A 19,229-nucleotide genomic window follows, 5' to 3' on the forward strand; every position below is an offset into this window, starting at 1 on the left:
ATACGTATAATCTAATGAGTTCAGCTCATAAATAAAATTGAAAGGGAAAATTTAGATGAGACAGTTAAAGATCACAAAACAGGTTACCAATAGGGAAACCGCTTCGTTGGACAAGTATCTTCAAGAAATCGGCAAGGTTGATTTGATCACTGCCGAAGAAGAGGTAGAATTGGCACAACGCATCAAGGCCGGTGACCAAATCGCCCTTGAGAAATTGACCAAGGCAAACTTGCGGTTCGTGGTATCTGTGGCCAAACAATACCAAAACCAAGGTCTGACCTTGCCAGATTTGATCAACGAAGGAAATTTAGGCTTGATCAAGGCCGCACAGCGTTTCGACGAGACCCGCGGTTTCAAGTTCATCTCATATGCCGTTTGGTGGATCCGCCAATCCATTTTGCAAGCATTGGCAGAACAATCGCGTATCGTTCGCTTGCCCTTGAACAAAATCGGTTCCATCAACAAAATCAACAAAACCTTCGCCTACTTGGAGCAGGCCCATGAACGTGTGCCCTCAGCGGAAGAAATAGCCAAAGAGTTGGATATGACGGTCGAAGATGTAAAACAGTCATTAAAAAATTCTGGTCGCCATGTTTCCATGGATGCCCCGTTGATCGATGGTGAAGACTCAAACCTTTATGATGTACTGCGAAGTGGAGAATCACCAAATCCTGATAAGGAATTGTTGCATGAATCACTGCGCACCGAGATAGAAAGGGCATTGGAAACCTTAACGCCAAGGGAGGCTGATGTCATTCGACTGTACTTCGGTCTGGCCGGTCAGCATTCGATGACCTTGGAAGAAATCGGCGAAACCTTTGATTTGACCCGTGAGCGCGTGCGCCAAATCAAGGAAAAAGCCATCAGAAGACTGAAACATACGTCTAGAAGCAAGATTTTGAAGACCTATCTAGGGTGATTCACAGTAAATTACAGTTAAATAAACCTTAAATTGTTTTTTTGGCAAGAAAATTGTAATTTAGTAAACTACAACAGTTTATCATGACTGTTCGTTTTTTGATTGATGAATAAACTCCGGCTGATTACCGGAGTTTTTCATTCTATATACTTCACTGCGATTTTTGTTAAACTTTTCTGCTAAAACGCCCAAACCAAGCCCTATGAGCGTATATTCTATATGGCATTTACCATCGAAATACGGTTTTTGGGAGGGTTGACCGATGCGCAAATAGCGGTTTTTGAAACCGCGGCCAATCGATGGTCACAGATTATTACCGAAAACCTACCTCCCGTACGACTGCCAAATGGTGAAATAGTGAACGATGTACGCATCGATGCCCAAGGCGGCAATATTGATGGCCCGTCGGGCATCTTGGGCCAGGCAGGGCCCACGCAATTACAATCCGGTTCATTGCTGCCGGCCACTGGTATGATGCGATTTGATAGTGCCGATTTGGCACGGATGGAGGCTGAAAACAGCCTTTTGAACGTCATCGTACATGAAATGGGCCATGTTTTGGGTTTTGGCACCTTATGGTCTGAACGATTCTTGGGGCTGATCATCGGTGAGGGGTCTGACAATCCCAAATTTGTGGGAAAAAATGCGGTTAAAGAATATATGGCCCTTACCAGTGATGAAAATTCTGAATACGTGCCCCTGGCCAATACAGGTGGTACGGGGACCCGTGATGGACATTGGCGAGAACGAGTCTTTGACAATGAACTGATGACCGGTTTTATCGATAGTGGCGATAATCCGCTGAGTCGATTGTCAATTGCCGCTTTTGAAGATATGGGGTATACAGTTGACTATGGTGCCGCCGATGAATACAAACTGCCCGATGCAGAAATCTTGGCCTTAAAAGTACTTCGAAAAAGTCACCAATGTAGAATGTGCAGTACCAAAATCATGCGCATCGACCCCATTATTCTGCCAAAAAGTGCCTTTCTGTAACAGGTAAAACCTTCCAAAGCATTTGCTTATTTTTGCATCTATAATTCAAGATATGGATTCAAAAATAGTCGCTCCTTCCCTATTGGCAGCCGATTTTGCCAACTTACAACGAGATATTGAGATGGTCAACCAAAGTGATGCCGATTGGTTTCATCTAGATATCATGGACGGGGTATTTGTGCCCAATATTTCTTTTGGCATGCCCGTGGTCAAAGCCATGGCCAAACATGCCGAAAAACCATTGGATGTACACCTGATGATCATCGATCCAGACCGCTATGTCAAAACCTTTGCCGAGTTGGGTGCAGCTGTGCTTTCCGTTCACTATGAGGCCAGCCCACACCTGCACCGTACGCTTCAGGCCATCAAGGCAGAAAATATGAAAGCAGGGGTGGCCATCAATCCGCATACCGCCGTACACCTTTTGGAAGATACCATACAAGACATAGACCTGGTATGTATGATGAGCGTCAATCCTGGTTTCGGTGGGCAATCATTTATTGAGAACACCTATAAAAAGGTCAGCGACCTAAAAAACATCATCGAAAAAAGAAATGCCAAAACCCTCATCGAAATCGATGGTGGTGTCAATGCCGATAATATCAGCAAACTTGCCGATGCAGGTGCCGATGTGTTCGTGGCGGGCAGCTTTGTCTTCAAAAGCGAGAGTCCGACCGAAACCATTAAAACCCTCAAGCAAAAGGTTGCCTAATGCAGCAATTTGACGTCATCATAATAGGGGGTGGCCCCATCGGTATTGCGTGTGGACTGGAGGCCAAGAAAAGGGGACTCACCTATCTTATCATCGAAAAAGGGCCCATTGTCAATTCATTGTTCAATTACCCCATCAACATGCAGTTTTTCTCGTCTTCTGAAAAATTGGAAATCGATGAAATACCCTTTATCAGTAAAGATGCCAAACCAAAACGCAATGAGGCCTTAGAATATTACCGCCGAATCGTGGTCTCGAACCAACTGAACATCCATCTGTTCGAAAAGGTGGTAGATGTCGTCAAAAAAGAGGCACGCTTCACCGTTGAAACGGACAAAGACCGGTACACCGCCAAAAACATCATTGTGGCCACAGGTTTCTATGACCTCCCGAACAATATCGAGGTACCGGGCGAACAGCTTCCCAAGGTTTCCCATTATTATAAAGACCCCCATTTTTACGCCAGTCAGAAATTGGTTGTTATCGGGGCCAGCAATTCTGCGGTCGATGCGGCTTTGGAGTGTTGGCGAAAAGGTAGTGAAGTGACCATGGTGGTCAGGGAACCCGAAATTGGGCAACGCGTCAAATATTGGGTCAGGCCAGATATTCTGAACAGGATCGAAGAAGGAAGCATCAAGGCCTACTTCAATTCAAATGTCACCGAAATCAAAGAAAAAGAGATTGTCGTCAAAACCCCTGAGGGCGAAGTCGTTTTGGAAAATGACTTTGTGCTTGCCCTCACAGGCTATAGGCCAGATTTTAAGTTTCTGCAACAATTGGGCATTGAGCTCTCAGACGATGAAAAACGATTGCCCAATTACGACCCTGACACTATGGAAACCAATGTAGATGGGCTATATCTGGCCGGGGTCATCTGTGGTGGTATGGAGACCCATAAATGGTTTATCGAGAATTCGCGCATTCATGCCCCCATCATCATCAATTCCATTCTGAAAAAGAAATAGGTAAACGTAAATTGTTCCGGGTAACCCCATAGTTATCAAGACACGAAGCACGATAGCGGAAAACCATTTTTGGTTTCTAGGCAGGTCTTTGAGCATATAATTCCGATTATCGCGTAAACAATTTGAATCATTTTCGACCAAGGTACGTAGTTGCTATCACCTTGATACCCAATAACATCAAAATTGAATACTATGCTTGAACAAGTGCACTTGGTGGCCCAATATTTGGCCATGGCAGGAAAAAGTTTTCTAAAGGAAAAAGAAGATGACAGCCATACCAATGTTGGGTTTGTTACGGAAACCAAATTTCTGGAAACCTGGCCCTTGAACGAGAACGGCACCAAACTGCAATTAGATCTTTTGAATTTCTCATTGTCTTGGAGTTCAAATAAGTCAGCACTATCTCTAGACGGAAAATCACATAAAGAAGTCATCACTTGGATAACGGAAACAGCCCAGGCAACCGGAATTCGGAAAGCCTTCAACTACCAATTGCACTATACATTGCCCTATTCCACCACAGATACGTTCAAGTATCAACGCTTCAACCAAGATCACCTCGTCGAATTGGCCCAACTGAGAACCCTGGCCGATACGGTGATACGGTCTTTTTTGAAAGAAGAGGGACTGCAATCCAACATCCGTATTTGGCCACACCATTTTGATACGGGCGCCTTTGCCCATCTAAAAGATGGTTCTGGAAAATCAATGGGATTGGGCATGGCGATACCCGATACCCTTGTCGATGAGCATTATTTCTACATCAGTGGTTATCATGACCACGGTGCGATCGACGTGTCGAGGTTTGCGCCCCTTCGACATGGTGAGTGGAAGAACGAAGGTTTCAAGGGAGCCATCTTGCCCGTTTCACAAGCCGATGAGACCAAGGCCCTTATCTTTTTTCAAGATGCCCTGAAGGCTTATACGAATTAATCGCCTGTTCTTTACTAAAAAACATATTTACCTTTTATGCTCTGGGCTATCGAATCCTGCCCTGCAACCGGCATCCCATTCATCGGGTTGGTTACCATAGGCTGGAATGCCCCCGTTATCTTTTAGCATTCTGGCCAAGTGAAGACAATTCCAGACCAAAAATGTGGTATTTCTATTGGTAAAGTCATTATCAGGTCCGCCCGAACCCTCATCCCTATACGATGGTCCCGGGCCTGCTTCGCCCATCCAGCCGGCATCAGCTTGGGGCGGAACGGTATAGCCTATGTGCGACAACGAAAACAAGATGTTCATGGCACAATGCTTCACACCATCTTCATTACCGGTGATCAGGGTGGCCCCTACCTTGTCATAATCGCGATATTGCCCCTTGGCATTGAACTGGTGCGTGTACCCGTACATACGCTCAAGGGTGCGATTGCAAACCGATGATTTTTCACCGAGCCATACCGATGTACAGATGATCAAAATATCGCAAGCGTCAATCTCTTTTTGAATGATAGGCCAATCATCTTTGTCCCACTCAGGGGTTTTCGACATATCAAGACCCAGACCTGCCGGAATTTCATAGTCAACAGGGCGAATTATCTTCGTGCTCACCCCATTGGCCTCAAATATGCGTTGGGCCACATGGATCAGGCCTTCGGTATGTGAAAGCACTGGGGTACGGTTCAGGGTACAGTTCAAAAACAACACCTTGAGGTCATCGTATTTCGCCGGTGGGTTTTCACAGTGTTTTTCGGTCAGTTTCTTTAGTTGCTCTGTCATTTTGATATATAGTTATGGGTTTTTAATGATGTTTAATAGGTCGGTCTGTTTCTGTATAGTTTACACAAGTAATTTATGGAAAAAACAGCGAGAAAGAGAAGAAAATGGCATTAAAAAAGGTCACTGGAACATTGGTGACCCTAAGGAATCGCGGGAGGATTGAGCTTACACTTGAAGGAAAAGGTTTACTTGCTCTGCTTTTTGGTGATAAGAAAAAGTAAAAGGTAGTTCCTCGAAAAAAGATGCCTCAATAATTAGAGTTTAACAATGTTTAATTTTGTTAAGCTTCTTTTGTTCTAAATCTATTTTTTACCCTTTGTCAGCAATACTTTTTGAAATTAGAATTTTAGATACATGTTTTCGCAAAAAGTTGAATAGTAAATAATAGAATAAGATGGGAATGATAAATTCCGCTAGACCGGAAAGAGTAATTGATTGGGTTCCATGATATACATTAGAAAAATAATTGTAGATATTATTTGGAAAGTATATCACGGATGTTGGATTAACTATGATTACATAATAAATGAACATGCCAATTAAAATATAGTTGATTGCAGCATATAGGGCCAATAAAACCTCACGTTTACTTGGCCTATTTTTTTTGGACTTTAGATTGGAATTCAGTAATCTTTTCAGCGATTGTGACGAAATTTTGTATAAGTTGGGTATTTCCAATAAATCCGTTAGAATCCAATACCCATCGCTTCTTAGAAAGGGGTTAAGATTAAAAAGAGTATTAAGAAGAATGAACAAACCTACAATTGAGAGAAAGTCAATTTCAAAGGCAATTCCAATCAATATATAAACTGAACACACTATCATTTCAAAATAGATGCCTGCTAAATTAACTACAATACGTTTTTTAGAACTAAGCTTCCATATGTCGGTTACATCTGCAAAATACACTGGAGAAAAAAGATAGAAACCTCCTCCTATTCCCCCATGTTTAGCTCCATAATAATGCGCTGCGGTAGCATGTCCGAATTCGTGAAATGTAACAGATATAAAACCAAATATCAACAAGTGAAGCCATATTGACTCCAAATTTTGCTGATTAAGGACGCTGAAGTTGAGGTAAAGGCCCAACAAAGTAATGCACGTGCTAAGACACATTACAATCTTAATGATTTTTGGTTCAAAAAGAAATTTGAGATATGGAGTCAGTTTGGCGATTACCCCTGCGGGAATTACTATAAAACTAAGCTTTAAATAATCAGGTTTAGGTCTTTTTTTGACCTGAATATTATCAGCCTCAATTATTCCATAAGAACCAAGTCTATTGAAAAGTATTTCATACAAGAAATCTACATTGTATTCATTTGATTCAAACTCCTTGGCAAGTTCTTCCAGATTTTTCTTCCCATCTACTTTTTTTAATAATTCATAAAATTCAAGACCAATTTTTATTCTATAATCATATACTTTTTGATGGATAAAATAAAAGTTCTTTGAGAATTGATGATATTCAATATCATCAGAAATCTTAGGTATTAGAAGACGCCTTGTCATACTCAAAAAGACTCTTTAATGCACAAACTGTTGTAAAAAGTCGATTGAACTCTCTAGCACGAACTGATGTACCATAGCACGACAGCTCGTAATATTCTTTTTTAGAAACACCCACAGAGGATGGTTCTGGAATTTGTAGCGAATGTGAATTTTCCCAGGATCCGTCTTTATACTGGTTTTTAAGAATATATTCTTTAATCTTCTCAATATCTTCTAAATATTCATCCTTCTTTAGAAGCAATATCTCTAGAACCATTCCAGTGAAAAAAATGTTTTCCCCATAGGAATCCTTAACACATCCCGTTTTTTTGTCTATCTTCTTCTTAATTTGTTTTTGTATAATCTTTAGTTTGTCCAATTTTTTTAATGCAGCGAAGCTTTTGGCTAAAAAGTAATATGTATAAATATTACTTGTCCACCAATAAGAGTTGATTGCTTTACTGCTAATTAGAGGTTCAAAATACTTTTCAAGCTCTAAAGCTGTTTTAGTATTTGCATTGTATAGCACCATGAAGTAAAATGAGACGGCACTTACGCATTGATGTGTGGCTGTCCATCCGGTTACATCATCAATTTTTTTATCATGCAATGATTTCAAAAGGAACTCTTCATCCAAATAAGTAGAAAAACCAGACCTATTCCTTCTATACCGTAACCAGTTGTGCAATATTCTATTCTCTATCTCTACACTGTTGAACAAAAAAGATAAAAGTACCAAATTAGTGGTATCTGAATCCTCTATCCACGTTTGGTTGTATCCCCATAGCAAGCCTATTCTATTTTTTTTCAAGAAGGAAATAGACTGTGCAAGATTATTTGAAAAAAGCTTTTTCAGATGTTTATTTTCAGATAAAATAGCGGAAACGAAAGCTGTGGACCAAGAATCACTTATACCACCTTGAGTTATATATTCGCACCATGTACCATTTTGTTTTTGTTTATTTGAAATGAATTTCACCGCATCTTCAATGCTTTTCTCTATCGAGTTTTTAGTTCTGAACTCATATGAGTGAGAAACCTCCGAATTCAATTTTTCCGTGTAATTTTCAATCTCATTAATTGAACTTTTCATTTTGTTCTTGAAAATTTCAATCTGCTGTTTCCACAAAGGAACATCTATTTTCTCTACCTCAACAAATGCCTTTTCCAAATAGTAAATCCCTTTCTTAAAAAGAGATTGAGCAGTGCCATTTATGTAGAAGAGCTTTTTCAGCTTGTCGATATCATCGTAATAAAATCCACCACAATGTTTCAGCGCACTATGGACCGCTATATTGAACTGGCCATTTTTATGGTCTTCTTGAAAATCAAGAATATCGTCATTGATTTGGAAGGCTATTGAAAAATATTTGTGTGAGTTTAGAAGGTCTTGATGGCAATTTTTATAGCAATCCTTATTTAAAACATATAAGGAGTCTATTGCGGCCTTCCCAAAAGCGGATTTATAATCTGCTAGTTTTTCGTAATTCCTGATTAAAATATCTTTTCCTGATTCTAGGAGATTTTTTTCTAAATAATCAGCTTCAAAAAATTCATTGCGCCTTTGGTTCCATAATCGCCAGTATTCGGATTCAAGATCAAAAATGGAGGACAAAATTTTTATAGCTTCTTCTTGACAAATCATTGAAGCAGCCAATCTTGAACTATCATGTTCATCCATTAAAGCATCCAAAAAAAGTGTGGATTGATAAAAAAAGTATCCCGCAATGCTCAAATCATTTAAGAGATTGTCATTTATACTTGAAGGCAAGGAAAAGAGGCATGGATAATAAACATAGAAAGGGGGATTTTCTTCAACAAAGCCAAAGTCTGATATTATTTCTTTAAAATTAGGATGAATCTCTAAGCTGTTGACATATTGGATGAAGCTTTTCTTAGATTTTTCAAAAATGTCGATACCATTCATCTAAAACTAAATTTGAAAACAAAATTTATTTCATATTGGAAATAAATTGTGATTCTTCTTTGGAGCTATTAAGCTCATTAACAAATACATTCATTTCATCGGTGAGTAAGAGAGTTTTTTGGTTACGCCAAAAAGCCTCATTGTATGGAAAGTCAAGTTTGAAAAGGTCCTTGTTACTGGAAACATTTTTGTTAATATCATTATCGACCAGATTTAGCCCTACCCACAAATAGCTTGCATCATAAATAATAGGGGCTGATGATAAATTTTCTTTGTCATATAATTCAACCCTAGCATTTATTTTAGCCTTATCAACATAATAGAGCTTATCTCCAAAATCTTTTTCAAAATGTACGTTCAATTCAAAAAGGATGGTACGATATTTAACACCCCAGTTTTCATCGAAGATATCCGTAGGTCTTTTTTCTATCAAATAAAACTCCTGAATTGCTTTGTCTTCAGAATCTATGATATAATAACCCTCTGTATCTGGAATATCGTGTTTCGTATTGGCCTTGAAAAATAATTTGATGGTCTTTCCACTGGCCGATGGGTAATCTTCAATATGGTAATATTTAGGGTTTATTGCTATAGATGAAAGAATTTTGTCTATTTCATTGAATCCCCACATCTTAAAATAGATTTCTTTTTCCTCTTTCGCAGCTTTGCGCATATTGGTAATTTCAACTTCGACATTGTTCTTCGGTTTAGGATTCTTTCTGGTAGATAAAAGTTGTTTTCTTTTCATCAATCCACTGATGTCTTGTAATTTTAACAAGCTGCTGTCCTTTTTTAAAGAAATCCGAAGGAAAAAAGCTTCAGAAAATGGTTCAAAAGAATGGTTGTTGCCAATTGTAATATAATCACCTAAAGGAAATGCTTCCTCGGAAATAACAACTTCTTCAAGTTCAAGAAATTTGCTCTTTAAAAATATTGTGTCTCCAATTGAAGGTGACCCTTCATAGCTTTTTGAGAATGGCTCGTAACCGATTATATTAAAATTGAGGGTATCTCTGAAAACCTCTATTTCGAACCTTCCATCTTCGTTGGTTAGAGTGTGATTACCTCCTGAGAAAACATCAACAAATGCTATTGGGTGTTTAGTTTCTTCGTCTAAAACTACACCTGTTGTTTTAGTCTGTGCAGATACTAAATGAAAAATTATAAGATTAGTTGACAAAAAACGTAACGTTCTCATTCTAAATATCTTTAAGATGATGCTGGGAACTGTAACCGAACAAAATACCATTTTAAGAATCAGTAAATCACCAAACTTTTTGCAACGAAAAAGAAAAGGGGATAGAATAATCCCCTCCAAATCAAAATTAGCAGAAACCTATTCTATATCAAAAGTAGCTTCATAGCTTACACCTTCATAACTCGCACCAACCTTAACTCGGCTAATCCAGCCCATTTCAAATCTTTTCTCTAATTCCTCAGTTTGAAAACTTTTAAGCAATTCTTCTTGTTCTTTCATACTTCAATATTTGTGTTAAACTCTCAATTACTCAATTCCATCCCAGCTGCCACTGCCTTTGCACTTGACCTCACCCCTTCTTAATCTCCAGCCCATTTCGAAACGTTGTTCAAGTTCTTCTGGATTAAATTTTTCTAGCACTTTCTTAGATTTTTCCATAGATATAAATTGTAACTGATAAATGAATGACTGAAACTATTTTGAGCTTGTTTTATCCTATATTCAAAAACATTAGGCAAATCAAACCCCATTTTAAATGATGCTCATCTAGTACTCATGAAAACCAATACTTCATTCAGTAAATTCAGGCATATGAATCCTATTTAATGAGCTACACGGATTCTTCGCATACACGATTGTAAAGACAAATAAACAAAAAATTTCTATATACAGCAATTTTTAAGATTTTTTTCTTGAGACTTCATAAAAAAGATAAGGAAACACGTAAAAAGCGGAAGATCGAGATCAATGACCTTTACCTACTGTAGATAAGAAGAAATCAACTCTTTGACAGAAACCTGCACCCCTCTGAAGTGGGCCACTTCAAGATAATGGGTAACAATCTGAAGAAGAAGAAAAAAAGAGAAGGAATGGTCAGAAAAATAGAAAAACTGTTCGAAAGAACAGTTTTTGTATGTGACCGCGGGAGGATTGGCCCTGCCCTTCCCCGCAACGCTTCGCGTTGAAAATCAAAAAAGCAAGCTTTAAGATTTTGCTTGCTTTTCGATTTATTCGTGACCGCGGGAGGATTCGAACCCCCAACCCTCAGAGCCGAAATCTGATATTCTATCCAGTTGAACTACGCGGCCTAATTTATTATGAACTTAATTTTGATCTTACAATCGTAGAAATCGTCTTGCCATCGGCCTGGCCCGCCAATTCTTTGGTGACAATACCCATTACCTTTCCCATGTCTTGCATACCCGATGCCCCTATGGAATCAATGGTCTGAACGACAACTTTCTCAATCTCTTCTTCGGTCAATTGTTCTGGCAAGAATTTTTCAATGACGGTGACTTGGGCCAATTCTGGTTCTGCCAGATCATTTCTGCCCTGTTCTTTGAAAATGGCCGCGCTGTCTTTTCGTTGCTTGACCAGTTTTTGTACCAGCTTCACCTCATCTTCCTCACTCAATGCGGCACCAGCACCTTTCTCGGTCTTTGCAAGCAAGATGGCCGACTTAATGGCACGAAGCGATTCTAAAGCCACGGTGTCCTTGGCCTTCATCGCTATTTTCATTTCTGTCATTACTTGTTCTTGCAAACCCATTTTTTGACCTGTTTAGGGCTGCGAAGATAAAAAATAAACCCGAAAATTTATTCAACTTTCGGGTCTAAAACATCCTTTGTCAAAGATGCCAACTAAACACTACTAATCAACATTATCGTGTAAAAATGAATTGTTCGAACGCAACTGTATTTCGTCGTTACTGTCTTCGCTCAAAGTGGTTCTTGATACTTTTTGTTCTTTCGGTACCTCGTTCAAATCGACTCCCTGTCGCTTATAGGCCGGTTCTTTCTCAATTTCATCAACATTGTTCACACTGTTTTTGAACTTATAGTTGAAGTTTTTAAGCTTTTTTCTGCGCTCATCGGCCCTGCTCTTTAAAAGGTCATCTATAGAGCTTTCAAACGGATTTACATTACCTCTCTTACTATCGTCACCCCCCTTTGAGGCCTCGGTTTTGATTACCTTTTTTTCGAAGACCAGTTCATCCTCTACCAGTTTGGGTTCGTGGGTTTCCGCTATAGAGGTGGCACCTGTCAACTTGTTTTCAAGTTCCATATATTCTTGAAGGTCATATCTGGTTTCTCCTTCTTTGTTAAAATCCAAAACAGGTTCTACCTCCACATACTCATTGATATTGATGTCTTTGACCTCTTCATCTAGATCAAAGGTGACCGTATGCTGCGTTTCTGGCTCTTCTTCTTTGTTCAACGGCATGTCAAAGGCCAATGCGAATTGGTCTTCTTCTTCCTTTTTTGAGGAAACCTCTTCGGCATCTACGACCTCAATGTCATTGAGAATACTCTTTGCCTCAACGATCACAAAATCATCCTCTACATTCTCAGCGACCACTTCTTCATAGAAGACATTGAAATTTCTGATATAACTGGTCGTAGGAATCAATTCATCTTCCGGCATTTTCAAATCACTTTCAACATCTTCTTCCAACTGATGTTTTATGATCGGCTCTTCATCGGCCATGGTCCGCATTGACGAGGTTGTTTGGGTCTGATCGGTCTGTAGCTCTTGTTCTGCCTTTTGTTCGTCTTCAAGGGTATGGATGATCTTTTTAGATTCGGTATTGACGATATCGTTCTGTTGATCGGCTGTAAAACCCGTTGCGATGACTGTAACGGCAATGGCGTCACCCAAATCTTCATCTTCGCCCACACCCATAATGATATTGGCACCGTGCCCTGCCTCAATTTGTATATGATCATTGATCTCACCTATTTCATCGATGGTAATCTCTTGGGAACCGGAAACAATCAACAACAGCACATTCTTTGCACCCGTTATCTTATTGTCATTCAACAATGGGGAATCCAACGCTTTCATAATGGCCTCTGAAGCCCTTGAAGAACCTGATGCCGTAGCAGAGCCCATGATTGCCGTACCACTATTGGAAAGCACTGTCTTCGCATCGCGTAAATCGATGTTCTGCGTATAGTGATGGGTAATTACCTCTGCAATACCCCTTGCCGCCGTCGACAATACTTCGTCAGCTTTTGAGAAACCGGCCTTGAAGCCAAGGTTACCGTAAACCTCACGTAGTTTGTTGTTATTGATAACGATCAATGAATCGACATTGGCACGAAGTTTCTCGATTCCCAATTGCGCCTGTTTACAACGCATGACCCCCTCAAATTGAAAAGGAATGGTTACGATACCCACGGTCAAAATATCCATTTCACGAGCCAATTTGGCGATGATCGGGGCAGCCCCGGTACCTGTTCCACCACCCATACCAGCAGTGATGAACGCCATTTTGGTATTGCCCTCCAACATGGTTTTTAGCTCTTCCATACTTTCAACGGCCGCTTGTTCACCCACTTCAGGATTGGCACCCGCACCCAATCCTTCGGTCAATGAAACGCCCAATTGTATTTTATTCGGTACTGCACTATTCTGCAATGCTTGGGCATCGGTATTACAGATTACAAAATCGACCCCATTGATCCCTGCCTGAAACATGTGGTTGATGGCATTGCTACCGCCACCGCCAACGCCGATTACTTTTATGACATTGCTCTTGTTTTTCGGCAGATCAAAAGAAATGTTGTCTAATTCAATGTTCTTGCTCATGATGTTTTTCTTACGGGTTATTTTTTTGATGGATGTTTTTTACTCTGCGTTATCTAAAAAATCTTTTAATTTCTCTGACCACTTGTCAAAAATGGACTTTCGCTCTTTTTGAGCCTGGCCTTTTTGTGCTGCCGAAGCTTCCTGGCCGACCAAAACTTCTTCTGGCTCGGTCTCGGCCGCTGCCCATTCTTTTTTGTTTTCCTTGATATTCTTAAGGGCGTTCATTAACAGACCGACTGCCGTGGCATAAAGGGGACTGGCAATTTCTTCATCGGAATCACCTGCCAAATGCTCATTCGGATAACCGATTCGGGTATCCATACCGGTTATATATTCTACCAACTGCTTTAAATGCTTCAATTGGCTTCCGCCACCGGTCAATACGATACCGGCAATCAGTTTTTTCTTTTGGTCTTCATGGCCATAGTTCTTGATCTCTACATACACCTGCTCAATAATTTCCACTACGCGGGCATGAATGATCTTTGAAAGGTTTTTCAAGGTGATTTCCTTGGGCTCCCTTCCCCTTAAACCAGGAATTGAAACAATTTCATTGTCTTTGTTTTCACCGGGCCATGCCGAACCGAACTTGATTTTCAACAGTTCAGCCTGCTTTTCGATGATCGAACAGCCTTCTTTGATGTCTTCGGTAATCACATTGCCCCCAAAGGGTATCACACTGGTATGGCGAATGATACCGTCTTTGAAAATGGCAAGGTCAGTGGTACCGCCCCCAATATCGATAAGTGCGACACCTGCTTCCTTTTCTTCTTGGCTGAGTACCGCTTCGGCCGACGCTAAAGGCTCTAAGGTGATGTTGGCAAGGTCTAAACCCGCACTTTTGATACATCTTCCTATATTTTTGATGGACGATACCTGACCGACCACCACATGAAAATTGGCTTCCAATCGACCACCGTACATGCCTATGGGCTGTTTGATTTCTGACTGCCCATCGACCTTGTACTCTTGTGGCAATACGTGTATGATTTCTTCCCCGGGAAGCATGACCAGTTTATAGACCTGGTTGCAAAGTCTATCGAGATCGTCTTCATTGATGACCTCTTCAGAATCTGGCCGGGTGATGTAATCGCTGTGCTGTAGGCTTCTGATGTGCTGACCGGCAATACCGACCACCACAGAGCCTATTTTGAGCCCTGAGTTCACCTCTGCTTGCTCTATTGCTTGCTGGATCGAAGAAATCGTTTGGGTGATATTATTGACCACCCCACGGTGTACGCCCAGACTCTTTGAACGACCTGTGCCCAGCACCTCGATCTTGCCGTATTCGTTTTCCCTACCGATGATGGCGACTATCTTGGTGGTACCGATGTCTAAACCAACTGAATAATTACCTTGTTCCATACCCTATATTTTGGTGCAAACCACTTGATTTTCGAATTCTAAACTTACTGTTGCGTATTTTTCCAAAGTCTTGTCTTTGGTAGCCTTCGCATAAAAGGCCATGAAATTTTTGAACTTTTCATTGAGATTTTCGATTCCACCAAGGTCCACTACAAAATTCTCCATCCTGAATTTGAGCTGGTAACTGCCCTCATCTTCTATGTGGATACCGATGACGTTCATCCGAAGAAATTCATCCTTGTTGATGTACTCCAATATGGTGTACGCATCCTCAAGGCTCTTACCTGTTATTTTACCTGTGATGATGGGCACCCGTGCCGAATGGTTCTTTGACAACGGCATGTGTTTACCTTGGTCATCCAAATAAAATTTAGAGGCCCCTTCGACCCTTCCGATGGGTCTTCGTTGAACGATTTTTGTGATTAAATCTCCGTTTACAGTAAAATAGACCTGGGCATTCTTCACCATGGCATTAGACTCAACTAACTGCTCTATGGTATTCAAAGCTACCTCTTCTTTAGGCCTATTCTTTAAGCTTCCGTAATTTTTCATTAACAATTTATTAACCGTAGCTTCGGTTAGGTACAAGTCGTTGTCTCCCAAAAATTTAATCGATATTTCATTGACCTTTTTCAGGTTGCTGCGATGGTTTGAGAAACCATAAAGACCTATAATGGCCAAAACCAGCACAGATAATTTTATGTGGTCAGCATTAACTCGCATATGCTAATTGTCTTTTGATGTTGGGCACCTCAAGGCCTATGTCACCGGCCCCCATGGTCACTACAACATCGGGTTTATATACTTTTATTCTTTCAACAAGATTTTGCTTGTCTACCAGTTCTTTGTTCGGATTTTCAATCTGCCGTAACAACCACTCGGCATTGACCCCTTCAATGGGTTCTTCTCTTGCGGGATAAATTTCAAGCAAAAGCACTACATCAAACTTGCCCAAGCTCTTGGCAAAACCATCGGCAAAATCTCTGGTTCTAGAAAAAAGATGGGGTTGAAACACCGATACCACTTTTTTCTGGGGATGCATTTCTGCAATGGCTCCATACACGGCATCTATCTCTGTTGGGTGGTGGGCGTAATCGTCGATGAAGACGAAATCTTTTTCTTTGATCTGATATGAGAACCTTCGCTGCACCCCTTTGAACGTACCCAGGGCCTTGGCAAGGCGGTGGGGTGGGCAACCCAATTGCACCGCCATTGCAAAAGCAGCTAATCCATTGAGCAAATTGTGTCTGCCCGGTTTGCCGAATCGAACGTTCGTCAATGTTTCGGCGGGAGTTTTCAGATCAAATAGGTAGGTACCATGTTCAACTTTGATATTTTCTATTTCATAGTCTGATGCGTCTTCAATACCAAACGTTATGCCCTTTAAAGGCAATCCGTTTTTAACGAACAGCTTGCCTTCAGGTTTCAGTTTTTTGGCAAAGTCATTGAATGACTTTTGCAGTTCGCCGGCATCGCCATAAATATCTAAATGATCGGCATCCATAGAGGTAATGCAGGCAACATCTGGTGAAAGGTGCAAAAATGAACGGTCGTATTCATCTGCCTCAACTACAGCATGTTCTATGCCCTCTAATACAAAGTTGCTGTCGAAATCTTCAGAAATACCACCCAGAAAAGCAACGAACGGAACACCTGATTCTTTCAACAGGTGAGCCAAAATACACGATGTAGTGGTTTTACCATGGGTGCCTGCAACGGCAAAGCAGAAGGTATCACGGGTAATCATGCCCAAAACCGCTGCCCTCTTTTTAACGACGAAGGCCTTATCGATGAAATAATTAAGTTCTTTCAACTCTTTGGGCACAGCCGGTGTGTAAACAACCAAGGTGTCTTCAGAATTCTTGAATTCTTCAGAAATGAGATCGACATCATCTTTATAGTGGACCGATATACCTGAATCGATCAGTTCAGCGGTAAGCGGTGTGGCCGTTTTATCATATCCGGCAACATTTTTGCCAATAAATTTGAAGTACCGCGCCAATGCCGACATGCCAATGCCACCGACACCTATAAAATACACGTTATGTACACGGGTCAAATTCACTATATCAATTTTTCAATTTCATCCACAATCTGTTCGGTTGCCTTGGGCATGGCCAATTCTTTAATATGGTCTGCCAATATTTTTTGTTGGCCTTCTGATCGGATCAGGGCTGTAAATACTTTTTCAAACTGGTCATCCAACTCTTTTTCCCTGATCATCAATGCCGCACTTTTCGCCACTAGCGCCTTTGCGTTTTTGGTCTGGTGGTCTTCGGCCACATTGGGCGAGGGAATGAAAACCACGGGCTTACCCACCAAACACAGCTCTGAAACCGCGCCTGCACCTGCCCTAGAGACTATAATATCTGCCGCACCATAGGCAAAATCCATCTTATCGATGAATGGCCTTACCTTGACCGAACCATTTTCATGTTTTCTGTATTCTTCGTAATACAGTTTGCCACATTGCCAAATCAGCTGCACCTCTTTATGCTTAAAGAAACTCAGTTCTGTTTCTATCAATTGGTTGATTCGACGGGCGCCCAAGCTTCCTCCCAAAACGAGCAAGGTCTTCTTCTCCATATCCAATCCGAAGTGCCGTACCGCTTCTTTTTTATCCACGGTCAAATTGACCAAATCGGCCCGGATGGGATTGCCCGTTTTCACGATCTTATCCTTTGGAAAGAATCGTTCCATGCCATCGTAGGCCACACAGATCTTTTTAGCGTGCTTGGCCAGTAATTTGTTGGTGATGCCCGCATATGAGTTTTGTTCTTGCAGTACACAGGGAACATCTTTTTTTGCCGCCATCTGTACCAAAGGTCCACTGGCGTATCCACCGGTACCTATGGCCACATGGGGCTTAAATCTGTTCACTATTTTTCTTGCTCTCAACAAACTGCTTATCAGTTTAAAAGGAAACATCAGGTTTTTGACCGTCAGTTTTCGTTGTAATCCACTAATCCAAAGTCCTTCGATCTTGTATCCAGCAGCGGGCACTTTTTCCATTTCCATTTTGTCTTTCGCCCCGACGAATAAAAACTCAGCATCGGGATGCCGCTTTTTCAACTCATTTGCGACGGCGATGGCAGGATAAATATGACCCCCTGTGCCTCCCCCAGAAAGAATGAATCTATAATTGCCCACTCAATATTTCTAAAGGATTGCCATCTTCTATTTCAGGGGATTGTTCCCCAACACCATTATTTTTTACACTGGCACTCAATACGATGCCAACGGCCAGACAGGTCATCCAAATAGACGTACCCCCCATACTGATCAATGGTAAGGGCTGTCCCGTAACAGGGAACAACTGTACCACCACTGCCATATTGATAAATGCCTGTATAACGATCGGAAGCCCCACACCTATCACCAACAATTTCGAAAACACATTCTTGGCCCCATTGGCCACGACCACGATTCTGAACAACAACAACAGATAAAAGAACATCAAGGCACCACCCCCCAAAAGGCCATATTCTTCAATGATGATGGCAAAGATGAAGTCAGAGGTGCTCTGTGAAAGCATATTCTTCATCACACTTTTACCTGCACCTTTACCTGCCAATCCGCCTTGGGCAATGGCAATCTTCGCCAAAGTTGGTTGGTGGGTACTATCTTTATCGGCCGCATCAGGATTCCAAAAGGTTTCAATTCTTGATTTCCATGTAACGGCACGTTCGCCCGGTATCACTTCGGGTGTTTTGAACAAGACAAAAAGGAACATGCCCGCGAATACCAGTCCGATCCCGATCATCGACAATAGATATTTAAAGGGGTAACCTCCCAAAAAGCATAACACGAGCACCAGAAAACCAATAATGGCCGCTGTGGAAAAGTTCTCGGGCAAGATCAACAGAATGACCAATGCCGTTGGAAGCCATAATGGTAAAATGCTGTCTTTAAAGGTGATGACCGAATCTTTTATTTTGGCTAAATAGCGCGCCACCCAAATCATAAGCACCACTGATGCCAAGGTCGACGTTTGAAAATTCACGCCTATAAAGGGTATCTGAATCCATCGGTTGGCACGAACGCCACCAATGTTGGTCTCTACCGTTAACGTGTAGGCCAACAACAACAGCACAATGGGCATTGCAATGATAGAGAGCCCCTTAAAATAATGGGCCGGTATACGATGTACGGCATAGATGATACCAAAGCCCAAGAACAACAATAGCCCGTGTTTCACCAAATGGCCCACGGTGGTACCATTGCCCAACACATAGACCAAATTGGTACTGGCACTGTACACTGGCAAAAATGAGAACAGCCCCAATAGGGCCGCAATGCCCCAAATGGCTTTATCTCCTTTAAGATTTTTCAACAGTGCCCTCATT

General features: G+C 41.3%; 18 protein-coding genes and 1 tRNA gene. 5 read left to right on the forward strand and 14 right to left on the reverse strand.

Going from position 1 to position 19,229, the window contains the following annotated elements:
* Nucleotides 1-55 precede the first annotated feature (55 nt).
* The 5 genes from L0P89_RS03030 to L0P89_RS03050 all read left to right on the forward strand — a co-directional run bounded on the left by L0P89_RS03030 (nt 56) and on the right by L0P89_RS03050 (nt 4,525).
* Entirely contained in the window at nt 56-919 is an 864-nt protein-coding gene (locus L0P89_RS03030; RefSeq protein ID WP_235266924.1) for an RNA polymerase sigma factor RpoD/SigA, read from the forward strand.
* A 219-nt stretch (nt 920-1,138) separates the two neighbouring features.
* Entirely contained in the window at nt 1,139-1,915 is a 777-nt protein-coding gene (locus L0P89_RS03035) for a leishmanolysin-related zinc metalloendopeptidase (RefSeq protein WP_235266925.1), read from the forward strand.
* A 52-nt stretch (nt 1,916-1,967) separates the two neighbouring features.
* A complete protein-coding gene (gene rpe / locus L0P89_RS03040; protein ID WP_235266926.1) occupies nt 1,968-2,627 on the forward strand; it encodes a ribulose-phosphate 3-epimerase in 660 nt (219 codons plus the stop codon).
* A complete protein-coding gene (locus L0P89_RS03045; RefSeq protein WP_235266927.1) occupies nt 2,627-3,592 on the forward strand; it encodes a YpdA family putative bacillithiol disulfide reductase in 966 nt (321 codons plus the stop codon). The genes rpe and L0P89_RS03045 overlap by 1 nt, the downstream gene beginning before the upstream one ends.
* A 192-nt stretch (nt 3,593-3,784) precedes the next feature.
* A complete protein-coding gene (locus tag L0P89_RS03050; RefSeq protein ID WP_235266928.1) occupies nt 3,785-4,525 on the forward strand; it encodes a hypothetical protein in 741 nt (246 codons plus the stop codon).
* 27 nt (nt 4,526-4,552) lie between these two features.
* Here L0P89_RS03050 and L0P89_RS03055 read toward each other — a convergent pair whose 3' ends face one another.
* The 14 genes from L0P89_RS03055 to L0P89_RS03115 all read right to left on the reverse strand — a co-directional run bounded on the left by L0P89_RS03055 (nt 4,553) and on the right by L0P89_RS03115 (nt 19,228).
* The gene (locus tag L0P89_RS03055; RefSeq protein WP_235266929.1) at nt 4,553-5,311 is read right to left on the reverse strand and encodes a flavodoxin family protein; all 759 of its coding nucleotides are present in this window, start codon (nt 5,309-5,311) and stop codon (nt 4,553-4,555) included.
* A 309-nt stretch (nt 5,312-5,620) separates the two neighbouring features.
* Nucleotides 5,621-6,823, reverse strand: coding sequence for a M50 family metallopeptidase (locus L0P89_RS03060; protein ID WP_235266930.1), 1,203 nt, complete (start codon nt 6,821-6,823; stop codon nt 5,621-5,623).
* Entirely contained in the window at nt 6,798-8,729 is a 1,932-nt protein-coding gene (locus tag L0P89_RS03065; protein ID WP_235266931.1) for a prenyltransferase/squalene oxidase repeat-containing protein, read from the reverse strand. Before L0P89_RS03065 ends, L0P89_RS03060 begins: the two co-directional genes overlap by 26 nt.
* A gap of 25 nt (nt 8,730-8,754) precedes the next feature.
* Complete coding sequence (locus L0P89_RS03070) at nt 8,755-9,927, reverse strand: carboxypeptidase-like regulatory domain-containing protein (RefSeq protein ID WP_235266932.1); 1,173 nt, start codon at nt 9,925-9,927, stop codon at nt 8,755-8,757.
* Between the two features lie 138 nt (nt 9,928-10,065).
* Nucleotides 10,066-10,206, reverse strand: coding sequence for a hypothetical protein (locus L0P89_RS03075; RefSeq protein WP_235266933.1), 141 nt, complete (start codon nt 10,204-10,206; stop codon nt 10,066-10,068).
* A 27-nt stretch (nt 10,207-10,233) separates the two neighbouring features.
* A complete protein-coding gene (locus tag L0P89_RS16955; protein WP_262911461.1) occupies nt 10,234-10,365 on the reverse strand; it encodes a hypothetical protein in 132 nt (43 codons plus the stop codon).
* A 576-nt stretch (nt 10,366-10,941) separates the two neighbouring features.
* Nucleotides 10,942-11,015 (reverse strand) — tRNA-Arg (locus tag L0P89_RS03080).
* 7 nt (nt 11,016-11,022) lie between these two features.
* Nucleotides 11,023-11,475, reverse strand: a complete 453-nt coding sequence (locus L0P89_RS03085; protein WP_235266934.1) for a GatB/YqeY domain-containing protein — start codon at nt 11,473-11,475, stop codon at nt 11,023-11,025.
* Between the two features lie 102 nt (nt 11,476-11,577).
* Nucleotides 11,578-13,518 carry a cell division protein FtsZ gene (gene ftsZ / locus L0P89_RS03090; protein WP_235266935.1) on the reverse strand — a complete coding sequence of 647 codons (1,941 nt, stop codon included), beginning with the start codon at nt 13,516-13,518 and terminating at the stop codon, nt 11,578-11,580.
* Between the two features lie 39 nt (nt 13,519-13,557).
* Nucleotides 13,558-14,883 (reverse strand): cell division protein FtsA, encoded by a 1,326-nt coding sequence (ftsA, locus tag L0P89_RS03095; protein WP_235266936.1) that lies wholly within the window; start codon nt 14,881-14,883, stop codon nt 13,558-13,560.
* Between the two features lie 3 nt (nt 14,884-14,886).
* Entirely contained in the window at nt 14,887-15,606 is a 720-nt protein-coding gene (locus tag L0P89_RS03100; protein ID WP_235266937.1) for a cell division protein FtsQ/DivIB, read from the reverse strand.
* Nucleotides 15,596-16,948 (reverse strand): UDP-N-acetylmuramate--L-alanine ligase, encoded by a 1,353-nt coding sequence (gene murC / locus L0P89_RS03105; RefSeq protein WP_235266938.1) that lies wholly within the window; start codon nt 16,946-16,948, stop codon nt 15,596-15,598. Before murC ends, L0P89_RS03100 begins: the two co-directional genes overlap by 11 nt.
* Nucleotides 16,948-18,033, reverse strand: coding sequence for an undecaprenyldiphospho-muramoylpentapeptide beta-N-acetylglucosaminyltransferase (murG, locus tag L0P89_RS03110; protein WP_235266939.1), 1,086 nt, complete (start codon nt 18,031-18,033; stop codon nt 16,948-16,950). Before murG ends, murC begins: the two co-directional genes overlap by 1 nt.
* Nucleotides 18,020-19,228, reverse strand: coding sequence for an FtsW/RodA/SpoVE family cell cycle protein (locus tag L0P89_RS03115; RefSeq protein ID WP_235266940.1), 1,209 nt, complete (start codon nt 19,226-19,228; stop codon nt 18,020-18,022). The genes murG and L0P89_RS03115 overlap by 14 nt, the downstream gene beginning before the upstream one ends.
* Between the last annotated feature and the right edge of the window lies 1 nt (nt 19,229).

Source organism: Muricauda sp. SCSIO 65647 (assembly GCF_021534965.1).
Classification (GTDB): domain Bacteria; phylum Bacteroidota; class Bacteroidia; order Flavobacteriales; family Flavobacteriaceae; genus Flagellimonas_A.